The organism is Campylobacter anatolicus, from assembly GCF_018145655.1.
GTDB lineage: Bacteria > Campylobacterota > Campylobacteria > Campylobacterales > Campylobacteraceae > Campylobacter_A > Campylobacter_A anatolicus.
Genome location: NZ_JAGSSY010000003.1, coordinates 289,089 through 301,845, shown reverse-complemented (window position 1 = coordinate 301,845; position 12,757 = coordinate 289,089). Strand labels below are relative to the sequence as shown.

Genomic DNA, 12,757 nt, shown 5'->3' with positions numbered 1-12,757 from the left:
ATATGAAAAATATATATTTGTTTTTACTAGCTACTCTAGTTGGCATTGAGATAGCACTTGGTATTTTTGTAGCCCCTGTGATATTTTATCCTCAGAAATTTATTGGTAGCGAGGTATTGACACATTTTCAAAGTGGCATATTAATGACGCAAATTTTCTTAAAATACAACTATGCATTAATCATTATTAGTCTTTTTGCTTTTGTATTTAGTGTATTTGTTTTGCGTAGTAAAGATTGTTTTTATGTAAGAGTTTCAACATTTGCATTAAATTTTATAAATTTATCCCTTGCTTGTATATTTGTATTTTATTTTACGCCTTATATCCTTACTGCTCAAGCCATAGGTGAGAGTGCTACAATTCAAAGTGCAGAGTTTATGAATATTCATAAGGCTAGTGAGTTAACGATGAAGATAATGATGATGGCTCAAATTTTGCTATTTTTTGTAGGTTCATTATATAAAAAGCAATATAAAAATGGATAATAAATATTTTGTAAAATTTATTAAAATTTTTATTTAAATATCAGCAAATTTTATAAGAATTTTAGAAAATTACGTTATTATATAAATATTAATTTTAGCATGATTGGAGTTGATATGAGCAAGTTTAGTATTGGTAAAAAGATTGCTATTAGCATGTTTGTTGTTTTACTTACAAGTTTTGCAATACTCCAGAGCATTATAATCTTTGAATTTAAAAAATCATCTGAAAATTTAGTGACAAAAAGTCTTGAAATGCTTAGTTCGTCAGTTATGGTTTCTCTGCGTGGAGCTATGAACTTAGGTGATAGTGAAGCGATAAAAAATAGTATAGAGCTTAACTCAAAGATAGATAACATAAAGGATATAAAAGTATATTCCTCAAGTGATGTTATTCAAATGTTTGGACTTGAAAACACACATATTGCTGACGCCGAGATAAATGAACAGTTTAATAATCCAGCTGATAAAGCACTTAATATAAAAAACAATAATGAGCATTATATAAGACTTATAAAACCACTAAAAGCGACTAGTGAGTGCTTGGTGTGCCATGTAACATCTAAGGAGAATGATGTGCTTGGTGTTATGGAGTTGTCTTATGAATTTAATGATATTGATAGCGATTTAGCTAAAAATAGTATTAAATTTTTTATTGTATTCGCTCTATTTTTATTACTAACTTTAATTGTAGTGGTATTTTCATTGCGAAAAGTTGTCATAAATCCACTTAAAAATTTACTCGAACGCACTGAAGATTTGGCAAATGGTGATGGCGATCTGAGTGCTAGAGTGCGTATAAAAAGCGATGATGAGATAGGGCAAGTAGGCACAAATATAAATAAATTTATACAAAAAACACAATATGCCGTTAAAAATATCCAAAGTGGTTCAGATGGCATAAAAGAACAAATATCAACTCTTAGAAATAGTTCGGTGAATCTTGCAAATAACTCAAAATTTGGTAAAGAGCAGATACATATCGCATATGATTTTACTAAAGATATTGATGATGATTTTGCATTTACAAAACAGATGGCACTTGATGCCACAACCCTTAGCCAAAACTCAAACAAAAGTCTTGAGAATGTCATAAATTTGCTTAAACAGATTGTAGAGAATATAAATACAGCTAGTCAAAATGAGCAAATTTTAGCAGAAAAAACAACTATAGTTGCTACGCAAAGCATAAATATAGGAAAGATCTTAAATATTATAGATGATATCGCAGATCAGACAAACTTGCTAGCCCTTAATGCAGCTATAGAGGCAGCAAGAGCTGGAGAATATGGGCGAGGATTTGCAGTTGTAGCTGAAGAGGTGCAAAAACTAGCCGAGCAAACGAGTAACCAGCTAGATGATATATCAGAAAATTCAAAAAGCATAATAAATGGTGTATCAGAGCTTAGAGATTCACTCAAACAAAACTCAGAAAATATAAAATTTTTAAGCGAAAACGCAAACGACCTTATGGAATTAGCCACTAACGTTCAACAAGCAAATAATAAATCTATAAAAACGACACAAGATGTCGAAAACCGCATAAATCAAGCACAATCTAGTATGGAAAATTTACTTAATGAGATGAAAAAATCTGTCAAAATCGCCGATGATAATCAGTTAATTTCACAAGAGCTAATGGGTGTTGCTAGCTCACTTGATGGTGTATCTGATAGCTTAAAAAGCAACTTAAATAAATTTAAAGTTTAAGATGAAAATACGAGTTTATTACGAAGATACCGATGCTGGTGGCATAGTCTATCATACAAATTATATAAAATATTGTGAACGAGCAAGGAGTGAGATACTCTTTAGATCGAACCTTGATGTGTTTTCGCCACATTGTAACTTCGTCGTGAGTGCGATAAATGCTAAATTTATTAGGTCGGCTCATCTTGGCGATATTTTAGAAGTTACTAGTAAGATGATCAAACTTAAACGTGTTTCTTTTGTCTTAAGACAGGAAATTTTTAGAGTTATTGATATTAGCGGTAATTCTAAAAACGAGCTACTTTTTACCGCAGATATATCTGTGGCATGTCTAAACAACGGCAAACCTCAAAGGATAGATGATGAGTTGGCTAAATTTTTACTATCATCTATAGATTCAGACGGCTTAGTGTTGAGTAGGTCAAATGGCTCAAATTTATAGCCATCTGCCTTAAAAATTTGTATAGTATAGTTCATTTGCGAGTTTATTGGCTCTTCTTTAAATAGTCTTTTTTGTGTATTATTGATAAAATTCGAATAAATATAATCAATACCAACACTACTTGAATATGCTATCCAGTTAAATTTTAGATTTGTCTGAAACAACGCATTTGTATCGTCTATATCGTCATTTTGCACGTTTATAGAGTTGGCTATATAAAGATTTTGTCGATCACGTTCAGCTATCACGCTTAAGATATTTGGGATAAAATTTATTTGTGTGCTTAAAAGAGCATATGGTGAGATCTCATATCCTCTTACCTGTGTTGCGATGAGTGACGCTTTGATAACTGGCAAGTTTAAAAACATTGTTGAGTTATTGTATCTTGATTTTTTATTTAGATAAACATCTAGTTTTAGGTCTTTACCGCTTATGGCTACATCGTAAAATTCGGTTAAATTTGATATTCTAGCATAATCGTTTAATAAATTTCCAAGCTGACTGGCGTCACTAAAAGCTACGATTTTTTCATTTGCAAGTCGCGATAGTACTGCAATCTGTGCTTTGTAATCAACTCCGCCAAACACTACATTTCTCATAGTTTGTGTGACGGCACTGACGTGAATGGTCGGAATATATGCAAATTCATTTTGCTTTAAATTTTGCATTAATATCATTGCACCGATCCGCGTTAGTGGAGCGATAATATAGCTAAAATTACCTTCTCGTGCAGTATTTAACGCATTTGTGATATTTTGTGGGCTTTCGTCGTTGCTCATTATAAATTTAAGCTCGACTTTTGCATTTGTCTGTGCTATGTAGGCTATTAGTGCATTTGTAACGACTTGAGAGTATGATTTGATGACTTTTTGTGGGATAATCACAGCAATTTTATTTGAGCCGTTTGACGATGGTATAAATTTGCCACTTAGTAAAGCATATAGCTCTAAAAGCTTGGCGTCTGAGACTATGCTAGGCTCAAATCTAGCCATAAAACTAGCTAACATATCATTATCTGCTAATTCTTTTAAACATTTTTCACCACAAAATCCAGTCTCGAGATTTATGTATTCTATGCTAACAGGAGCAATATTTGAGAGAGTTTGTATCTTAGCAAAAGTACAGGAAAAAGATATAAAAAATAGAATAAAAATTTTTCTCATATAAGTCCTTTGATCTTTCTTAAATCATCTAAAAAAATGCTCTCAAAACTTGGATTTTTCATTAGCCAAGAGTTTGAATATGTCGGAAGTAAAAAGCTATCTCTAAATTTTAATATACTTCCTCTAATGCTTTCAAAATTCATGCTCATTGAATTTTGCGGATATAAATTTAAAAACACTTGCTCCCCTAAAGCGACGATGACATGCGGATTTATAAGTCGTATCTCATCTATTATGTATGGTTTGCAAAGGTTAAAACACTCTAAATTTTTACTATTGTCAGCTAAGCTTTTACAGCGTAAGATTGAGCTTATATAAAATTCATCTTTTTCTAAATTTAGAGCATTAAAGATAAGCTCACGCAGTTTAAGTCCTAAATTTCCTTGTAAAAACTCACCGCTCTCATCTTCGCTTGCACTTGGTGAAAGTGTTATAAACATTATCTTTGCATTTGTGTTACCAGATCCGACTAAGCTGTGTTTTGTTGTCTTTTTTAAAGCACACAAGGAGCACTCTTTTATCTGTTTATTTAGCTCATAAATACTATCAAAGTTTGATATTTTTTTAAAATTTGAAAAGCTAGTATTTATAAATTTATAGCCTATAGCTTTTAAAAAATATAGCTCATTAAGTGTTTCATTACCGTTTAAAATTCTCATCTCATATTATAATTGAATTTACTTAAAATTCATATAATTATATAGCTTATTCAAAGGAATTTAAGTATTGCTTTGCTAAAATCACGCTTTTATATTAGATTTAAGGAAAGAAATGAAAAGAACTTATCAACCTCACAAAACACCTAAAAAACGCACACATGGCTTTCGTTTGAGAATGAAAACTAAAAATGGTCGCAAAGTTATAAATGCTAGACGTGCTAAGGGTAGAAAAAGATTGGCAGCTTAGTCCGTTTTGAGCATATAAGTAGCTCAAAAGAGTTTTCATCGGTTTATAAAGAGGCTAAAAAATGGCACAATGATGTCTGCGTAGTGTTTTATAAACCTTCAATCGAGAGCAAATTAGCTATAGTTGCTAGTAAGAAAGTAGGAAAAGCAGTTATTAGAAATCGCTGTAAAAGGCTTATTCGTGCTGCTTTTATAAAAATTTGTGATGAAGTTGCGGACGGCGTATATATTATGGTGGCTAAAAATGGCACAGATAGTATTTCATTTGACAAGATTCAAAAAAGCCTCAATTGGTCGCTTAGAAAGCTTGGGTGTATGAGATGAAAGGTCTGATAGTTGGTTGCGTTAGATTTTATCAGGCTTATATATCAAATTTATTCCCAAGATCTTGTAGATACTATCCAACTTGTTCTGAATATGCAATATGGCAATTTAAAAACAATAACTTTTTTGTAGCATTTTTTGCTAGCTTTATGAGAATTCTAAGGTGCAATCAACTTTTTAAAGGTGGTATCGACTATCCTATAGTTAGCAAGGAATTTAGAAGTTTTTATATATTTAAACAGCAAAAATTTAGTATAGACTTTTGGTTTATTCCTTGTAAAAATAGTAAATTTTATGTTATAAAAGTTTTAGATTCATTGAAGGGAAAATACTAAAAATGGACAAACTCTCTACTCAAAAAAGAGTCTTGCTTGCAACTCTTTTATCAATTATCTTTTTTATAGTTTATGACTATTTTTTAATTCCAAAAAATGCTCTAATAGAGCAAAATCAAACAACACAAATTCAGCAGCCTATAGCTCAAAATAATGCTGCACCAGTTGCAAATGCAAGTCTCACTCCGGTAACTACAAGTAACGCACGAGAGCAGATTATTGCTACAATAAAGGCTAAAAAATATGAAATTTTAATCGATAATCTGGGACGTATCAGTAAATTTTATCTAAATGAAGCAAAATACAAAACTGAAGATGGCAGTCGTATTGAGCTAACTAACTCTTCACCATTACCTCTTGAGATGAGATTTAGTGATACGATTATCAACGAACAAGCATTTAACACAAGCTACACAGCTGATGTGAGTGAGATCGAGGTAAAAGATGGTGAGAGTAAAACTATAAATTTAACTCAAAAACTGCAAAATTTAACAGTTAATAAAAAGCTCACATTTTATCCTGATGGTAATTACGATATAGACGTTGTTTTGGATCGTCAAACTCAGTATTTTATATCTCCTGGACTTAGACCAAATGTTGTAGTAGATAACTACACAATACACGGAGCACTTTTAAGACATACGGATGAAAGCTTAACTATCCTTGAAGATGATGATTTAGAAGGTAGTGAAAAATTTGATAATATCACAATAGCAGCGGACTCTGATAGGTATTATACTACGCTTTTTTACTCGTTTGATAAGCCAATGAGTGTAGTTATGAGCACTGACGCAAAAAATAATGCGGTCGTATTTGTCTCAGAAAATGGAAAATTTAAAGCCAGTGGTTACATCGGAGCAAAAGAGCATAGGGTATTAGATAGTATTGATAAGCGACTAAACGATGTTATAGAGTATGGTTGGTTTACTTTTATCGCAAAGCCAATGTTTGCATTTTTAAATTTTTTACATAGTTATATTGGCAATTGGGGTTGGGCGATTGTCATGCTTACACTTGTGATACGCCTTGTGCTTTTCCCGCTAACTTATAAGGGAATGCTATCGATGAATAAACTCAAAGATCTAGCCCCAAAGGTAAAAGAACTTCAGGCTAAATACAAAGGTGACCCACAAAAACTAAACGCTAGTATGATGGAGCTTTATAAGAAAAATGGAGCAAATCCAATGGGTGGATGTCTGCCGATATTACTTCAAATTCCAGTATTCTTTGCTATTTATCGCGTATTATTAAATGCTATTGAACTAAAGGGAGCTGAATGGATACTTTGGATACACGACCTTTCAATTATGGATCCATATTTTATCCTACCGATATTAATGGGTGTGACGATGTTTTTACAACAAAGGCTTACACCTACGACATTTACTGACCCTATGCAAGAAAAGATTATGAAGTATTTACCACTGATATTTACATTTTTCTTTGTAACATTCCCAGCAGGCTTAACACTTTATTGGTTTGTGAATAACGTATGTTCTGTTATTCAGCAAATTTTTGTAAATAAACTATTTGAAAAACACAGAAAAGCAAAGGCGGAGGTAAAGGTATAATGCGTATCGAAGCACCAAATTTACAAGAGGCTTTTCAAAAAGCAGCAGAGCAGTTAAAATGCTCTGTAACTGAGCTTGATATAAGAGTTATTCAACACCCCAGTAATGGTTTTTTGGGCTTTTTTAAAAAAAATGCAATTATCGAAGCGGTAAATGAAAAATTACCACAAAGACAACATGATAAGCCAAGGGATAAATTTAAAAATCGTAATAAAAATGAGCATAAAGAGAATAAAAATGAAAATGACTCAAATGCAAATTTAAAAGATAGTGGTTCAAAAGAAAATATCAAAGAAAATAAAGATGAAACAAACTCTCGTGAGAGTAAAAAAGAACATAATGATAAAAAACGTAACCGCAACAAAAAACACAAAGACAGATGTGAAAATAGGTGCGAATATAAAGGTGAAAATCACAATGAGCTAAGTCTGAATGATAAGAATACAAACCTTTCTGAGATGGCATTTGCTGATAAGATTGAAGAAACAAACACTTCTAAATCAGATTACATTATAAAGCGTATTGATGTACCTGATGAGAGTGTAACAAATGACGGTGCTAAGGGAGAAAATTTAAAAAAGCATGAAGTTAAAAATATCTTAGATGTGTCTATAATTGACAACTTCAATCAAAATGAAAACCAGTCACTCGAACCAACTGATTTAAAAAGTGAGAAAAAGTTAAAACCAAAGGCTGATGTGGAGCAAATTTTACCTGATATAAAGGATGGGTTGGATAGATTATTTAGAGCAAGTTGCTTTGCGATTAGTAAGGTAGAGGTGGCTAAATTTGATGATGGAACGGTTCTTATTGAGCTTGATGGTGAAGATGCTGCATTGCTTATAGGTAAAGAGGGTTATAGATATAAGGCAATCTCATATCTGCTACACAATTGGATAAACTCAAAGTATAATCTATATGTTCGCCTAGAAATCGCAGAATTTCTTAAGAATCAAGAGGCTATGATGACGCAGTATCTGCAAAGTGTTATAGAGCGAGTGCAAAGTGCTGGTAGGGCTCATACAAAACCACTTGATGGCATTTTAGTAAAGATAGCCTTGGAAAAATTGCGTGAAAAATTCCCTGATAAGTATGTCGGTATCAAAAATGGTAATGATGGCAAATTCGTAGTCGTAAATGACTTTGTAAAAAAATGAATGACACTATTGTAGCCATCGCCACAGCACACGGTTTTGGCTCTATCTGTATAGTTAGATTAAGTGGGGTTGATGCACTTAATCTGGCTTTAAAACTAACAAATTTAAAATCACTAACTCCACGCTACGCAACGCTAAGTAAATTTTATTCAAATGGCGAGTTTATAGACGAGGGTATAATGCTTTATTTTAAAGCTCCAGCAAGTTTTACAGGTGAAGATGTTGTGGAGTTTCAGACGCACGGTGGATTTATTGTAGCAAATTTAATCCTTGATACACTTGTCTCTTTGGGTGCTAGATTGGCACAGCCTGGAGAGTTTAGTAAAAGAGCATTTTTAAATAATAAAATGGATCTAGTCAAAGCCACTAGTATACAAGGTCTGATAAACGCTAAAAGCCAGAGTGCAGCAAAAGTTATCGCAAAGGCGATGAGAGGTGATCTGAGTAAATTTGTAGATGAAATTCGCACTGAGCTTGTTAGGACTTTGGCATTTGTTGAGACTAGCATTGATTATGCTGATGACGATCTGCCAAAAGATTTGCTAGATAGCATTAATAATATGCTTAAAAATAATAGCGAGAAGTTAAAAAAGATAGTTGAAATTTCACGCAGTAGGCAAGGGCTTATAGATGGGTTTAAGATAGCCATAGTTGGTAAGCCAAATGTTGGTAAAAGCTCAATTTTAAATGCACTTTTAAACTATGAACGAGCAATTATTAGCGACGAGGCTGGTACGACACGTGATAGAATAGAAGAAAACATTAAAATTTCAACTCATTTTGTTCGTATCATTGACACCGCTGGAATTCGTAAAAACGCTGGAAAGATCGAGCAGATCGGCATAGAACACTCGTTAAAAGCAATCGAGGAAGCAGACATTATACTAGCTGTTTTTGACGCATCAAATAAAGCTGATGAGCAAGATAACGAAATTTATAATATGCTTTTAGATTGCGACAAAAAGGTATTTTATATATTAAACAAGTGTGATTTAAGTATAAAATTTATAAATTTAAGGCTTGAAAATCCTATAAAAATCTCAGCCAAAAATAGCACCGATTCTATAGTATCAGCACTTAGCAAGTATCTAGATACGCAAGACACAAATGAAGTGATACTAAACTCAAAACAGCAGATTGACTCTTGTGAAAATGCAGCCAGTGCAATCATGCGAGCGTTAAATTTATTGAATGAAAATGAGCTAGAGCTTTTTGCTTATGAAATAAACTTAGCTATCACAAATATGGCAAATATTACAAAGCCATTTGAACGTAGTGAGATACTTGATGAGATGTTTTCACATTTTTGTCTTGGGAAGTAGCTACTCAAAACTTAATATAATATAAATACTTATTAAATAAAACTACTACATATTACAAAATTAAGAAAATATTAAATTATATAAATTTATATTTTAAGATTATTTAAGCATTAAAATAGCCTTAAAGTAAAATGTATTCTGTATTTATTTATCTAAAATTATAAAATAATTTTAAAAAATATAGAATGTAAATCTAAAATCAATATATTTTAAACTTACTTTAAAATAAAAATAGTTATCATTATGCTTACTAAAATATAGGAGCATCTTTTGTCGAGTAAAAATAAAATTTTATTAGCAATTTTTTTTGCAAATGCCCTTTGTGCTAGTGATGATACAAATGGCGTTGTCTTAGAACAAATAGAAGTTACTTCTGAATATGAAAATGAGGTACCAAGTATTGCTAAGACAAAGAAAACAGCAAAGGAATTAAGCAAGCAGCAAGCTAGCGATGTACGTGATATAGTGCGTTACGAGACTGGAATTTCAGTCGTTGAAAAGGGTCGTATGGGAACTAGTGGTTTTTCTATGCGTGGTGTTGATGAAAATAGAGTAGCTATACAAATTGATGGTTTGGCACAGGCTGAAACGCTCTCATCTCAGGGTTTTAAAGAGCTTTTTGAAGGATATGGAAATTTTAATAATACCAGAAACAGTACCGAAATTGAAAATATCTCTATCGTGCAGATAAATAAAGGTGCCGATTCTCTTACTGCTGGTAGTGGTGCTTTAGGCGGAGCTGTTATATATAAAACTAAAGACGCCAGAGATTTTTTAATTGATAAGGATTATTATTTAGGTTATAAAAGTGGATACAATACCGCCGATAACCAAAATATGAACAGTGCTACAGCTGCTTTTAGGCTTGGTATGTTTGATCTACTTGCTATTAGGACTCTTAGGCGAGGGCATGAGCTAGAAAATTATGGATATAAAACTTATGATGAGAGTGTAAAAGGGAAAAAACGTGAAAAGACTGATCCTTACACAAGAAAGCAATACAGCTCATTAGTTAAGCTTGGTTTTAACCCAACTGACGAGCATCGTATAACATTTGTTAGCGATAGACAAACTGCAACAAATAAAGGGCTTGATATGTCTTATACCCTTCAACCTTATGTCACAGGCACTGGTTGGGCTGATGAAGTTGATCTAAGACATACAAACGATAGTGTAAAAAGACAGAATTTTCAAATTTCTTATGATAATTATCAAGAGACGCCTTTATGGGACTTTTTTAATATCACATACTCAAATCAGAAGATAAAAACAAGGGCTAGAACTGATGATTATTGCGATGGTGGTGGCAAATGTGAAGGTGTAAAAAATAACGCCGGACTTAGGGTAAAAGACGGTAAAATAGTAGACAAAGATGGGAATGATCCGGAACTTGAAGTTGGTAATATTAAAACTGAATATGGAGAATTTGAAACAATACTTTTAAAAAATGGTGCAAATGGTGAAAGCACCAGGTATTTTAAGGCTGTAAAGCCTAGTGATTTTTGGTTTGATTGCTCTATATTTGACTGCGATAAACCAATCAATGGTTTTAACGGATATGCTAGCGGTGACACTTTACCAACTAACAAAACATTTATATTAGACGAGTCCTACACAGATCCACAGACTGGTAAGCTTTATAAAAGAGTGGGCAGTGCTCATTATTTGGATTTTGTTTTGATGCCAAATTCACCTGGATACATTCAGAATTTATGGAAAGAGCGTGATCTAAACACAGATACAAAACAGATAAATTTTGACTTTGAGAAAAATTTTGATCTTTTAAAGACAAACCATGATATAAAATATGGAGGTATTTATTCAAAAACGCACAAATCAATGGTCAATCGCACAGGCTATTACTCATGGCAGAAAAAGTGGTGGTTTAATTATTATGATGCGGTATTGGGCGAGGAAAATAAATTTGCTGATTCTACATATAGAGTTGACCCAGAAAATAGCTTTTTGATACCTATTAAGACAGATAACAGATCGCTTTATATTTCTGATGATTTTAGGATAAATGATAGCGTATCTTTAAATTTTGGATATAGGTATGATAATATAAGTTACAAATCGTTATATGAATATGGTAAAGACCCAAATATACCAAAAGGGCTTGTTATGAATAGCTTTGTTCCGCTACCACCTCCGCCACAAAGATGTGTCACTTCACCTTATACTGGTACAACAACTTGTTATCCAGATGAAAGACCTGCACAAAAAGAGGCTAGAGAGTTAAAAAACTATCTTGATAATATAAATGCATTAGGTAGCACTAAAAAATACAAAGCTAACTCATATTCTCTTGGTACCGAACTTGATCCGTTTAAATTTTTAAAGTTTCAATATAAATATGCAAAAGCATTTAGGGCACCTACGGCTGATGAGGTGTATTTTACATTTTTACATCCTGACTTTACTATACTTCCTGGTGGAAATTTAAGACCAGAAATAGCCAAAACAAGTGAACTAGCAGTTACATTTCATGACGATGCTTATGGTTTTGTAACAATTAGTCATTTTAGAACAAATTATAAAAATTTTATAGATTTAAAATATATGGGTATTTATAATCCACCAAATGCAGCTGGCGGTCAAACACAGGCAAGAGGATATGATATGTATCGAAATGTAAATCGTCAAAATGCAGTCGTAAAAGGTGCAGAGATACAAGCAAAAGTTAAACTTGATGAGCTTAGTCCTTATTTAAAAGGTTTTGGCTTAAGCTATAAATATACAAAACAACAAGGTAGGATAAGAACGGAAGAAAAGGGTATAGTGCCGATGAATGCCATCCAACCAAAAACCGCTGTTTATGGGTTAGAATATGTAAATAAATGGGGCGGATTTAATGTGTATTACACAAGAGTTGCGGCTAAAAGAGCATCTGATACATATAATATGTATGATGATCATATAAAATTTCCTACTCCTATAAAGTGGCGAAGTGATAGGTATTCTGTCGTTGATTTTACAGCTTTTGTAACGCCAATTAAAAATTTAGTTTTACGAGCCGGAGTTTATAACTTAACTGATAAGAAGTATATAACTTGGGAGCAGGCTAGGTCTATCAGGCTCTTTGGTACGTCAAATATGATAGATCAAGAAACTGGACTTGGCATAAATCGCTTCTACTCAGCAGGGCGTAACTACCGCTTTACATTTGAATACTCATTTTAACACTTAAATTTAACATTTTAATCCCCAATTAGTTGTGGCTTTTGGGGATTTTAACTACTTCTTATAAAATTTAAAGTAAAATATATCGTTTGTTAAAAAGGGTAGATATGAATGTAGCTATAAATATACTAAAAAAGCGTGTAGTAAAAGAGAAAGAATGGAA

At 32.6% G+C, this 12,757-nt stretch carries 11 protein-coding genes and 2 pseudogenes; 11 read left to right on the top strand and 2 right to left on the bottom strand.

Annotated features, from left to right (window positions below; translation table 11 throughout):
- Positions 1-2: 2 nt before the first annotated feature.
- From KDE13_RS06810 to KDE13_RS06800, 3 genes are all read left to right on the top strand, one after another.
- Positions 3-485, top strand: a complete 483-nt coding sequence (locus KDE13_RS06810; RefSeq protein WP_212143190.1) for a DUF4149 domain-containing protein — start codon at positions 3-5, stop codon at positions 483-485.
- 99 nt (positions 486-584) lie between these two features.
- Positions 585-2,192 (top strand): methyl-accepting chemotaxis protein, encoded by a 1,608-nt coding sequence (locus KDE13_RS06805; RefSeq protein ID WP_420838378.1) that lies wholly within the window; start codon positions 585-587, stop codon positions 2,190-2,192.
- 1 nt (position 2,193) lies between these two features.
- Positions 2,194-2,634, top strand: a complete 441-nt coding sequence (locus tag KDE13_RS06800; protein ID WP_212141003.1) for a YbgC/FadM family acyl-CoA thioesterase — start codon at positions 2,194-2,196, stop codon at positions 2,632-2,634.
- On the opposite strand, the gene KDE13_RS06795 is transcribed toward KDE13_RS06800, so the two are convergent.
- Positions 2,541-3,797, bottom strand: a complete 1,257-nt coding sequence (locus tag KDE13_RS06795; protein ID WP_212141004.1) for a hypothetical protein — start codon at positions 3,795-3,797, stop codon at positions 2,541-2,543. The two genes, KDE13_RS06800 and KDE13_RS06795, sit on opposite strands and share 94 nt — an antisense overlap.
- On the bottom strand, positions 3,794-4,456 hold the full coding sequence (locus KDE13_RS06790; RefSeq protein ID WP_212143189.1) for a uracil-DNA glycosylase: 663 nt from the start codon (positions 4,454-4,456) through the stop codon (positions 3,794-3,796). The genes KDE13_RS06795 and KDE13_RS06790 overlap by 4 nt, the downstream gene beginning before the upstream one ends.
- A 112-nt stretch (positions 4,457-4,568) precedes the next feature.
- Here KDE13_RS06790 and rpmH point away from each other — a divergent pair, with 112 nt between their 5' ends.
- The 8 genes and pseudogenes from rpmH to KDE13_RS06755 all read left to right on the top strand — a co-directional run bounded on the left by rpmH (position 4,569) and on the right by KDE13_RS06755 (position 12,594).
- Positions 4,569-4,703: a 50S ribosomal protein L34 gene (gene rpmH / locus KDE13_RS06785; RefSeq protein ID WP_002940373.1), complete on the top strand. Its 135-nt coding sequence runs from the start codon at positions 4,569-4,571 to the stop codon at positions 4,701-4,703.
- The gene (rnpA, locus tag KDE13_RS06780) at positions 4,691-5,026 is read left to right on the top strand and encodes a ribonuclease P protein component (protein WP_338083722.1); all 336 of its coding nucleotides are present in this window, start codon (positions 4,691-4,693) and stop codon (positions 5,024-5,026) included. The genes rpmH and rnpA overlap by 13 nt, the downstream gene beginning before the upstream one ends.
- A complete protein-coding gene (gene yidD, locus KDE13_RS06775; RefSeq protein ID WP_212141006.1) occupies positions 5,023-5,361 on the top strand; it encodes a membrane protein insertion efficiency factor YidD in 339 nt (112 codons plus the stop codon). Before rnpA ends, yidD begins: the two co-directional genes overlap by 4 nt.
- A 2-nt stretch (positions 5,362-5,363) precedes the next feature.
- Complete coding sequence (gene yidC, locus KDE13_RS06770; RefSeq protein ID WP_212143188.1) at positions 5,364-6,932, top strand: membrane protein insertase YidC; 1,569 nt, start codon at positions 5,364-5,366, stop codon at positions 6,930-6,932.
- A pseudogene (locus tag KDE13_RS09840) lies at positions 6,932-7,069 on the top strand (Jag N-terminal domain-containing protein); the annotation flags it as partial. The gene yidC and the pseudogene KDE13_RS09840, both read left to right, overlap by 1 nt.
- A gap of 660 nt (positions 7,070-7,729) precedes the next feature.
- Positions 7,730-8,089, top strand: a pseudogene (locus KDE13_RS09835) (Jag N-terminal domain-containing protein); the annotation flags it as partial.
- Entirely contained in the window at positions 8,086-9,411 is a 1,326-nt protein-coding gene (gene mnmE / locus KDE13_RS06760; protein ID WP_212143187.1) for a tRNA uridine-5-carboxymethylaminomethyl(34) synthesis GTPase MnmE, read from the top strand. The pseudogene KDE13_RS09835 and the gene mnmE, both read left to right, overlap by 4 nt.
- 270 nt (positions 9,412-9,681) lie before the next feature.
- Positions 9,682-12,594, top strand: a complete 2,913-nt coding sequence (locus KDE13_RS06755; protein ID WP_212141010.1) for a TonB-dependent receptor domain-containing protein — start codon at positions 9,682-9,684, stop codon at positions 12,592-12,594.
- The last annotated feature ends 163 nt before the right edge of the window (positions 12,595-12,757 follow it).

Coding starts and splice junctions, on each gene's coding strand:
- rpmH (WP_002940373.1), top strand. CDS start 4,569: ATGAAAAGAACTTATCAACCTCACAAAACACCTAAAAAACGCACACAT.
- yidC (WP_212143188.1), top strand. CDS start 5,364: ATGGACAAACTCTCTACTCAAAAAAGAGTCTTGCTTGCAACTCTTTTA.
- KDE13_RS06805 (WP_420838378.1), top strand. CDS start 585: ATGATTGGAGTTGATATGAGCAAGTTTAGTATTGGTAAAAAGATTGCT.
- KDE13_RS06810 (WP_212143190.1), top strand. CDS start 3: ATGAAAAATATATATTTGTTTTTACTAGCTACTCTAGTTGGCATTGAG.
- KDE13_RS06790 (WP_212143189.1), bottom strand. CDS start 4,456: ATGAGAATTTTAAACGGTAATGAAACACTTAATGAGCTATATTTTTTA.
- KDE13_RS06800 (WP_212141003.1), top strand. CDS start 2,194: ATGAAAATACGAGTTTATTACGAAGATACCGATGCTGGTGGCATAGTC.
- yidD (WP_212141006.1), top strand. CDS start 5,023: ATGAAAGGTCTGATAGTTGGTTGCGTTAGATTTTATCAGGCTTATATA.
- KDE13_RS06795 (WP_212141004.1), bottom strand. CDS start 3,797: ATGAGAAAAATTTTTATTCTATTTTTTATATCTTTTTCCTGTACTTTT.
- mnmE (WP_212143187.1), top strand. CDS start 8,086: ATGAATGACACTATTGTAGCCATCGCCACAGCACACGGTTTTGGCTCT.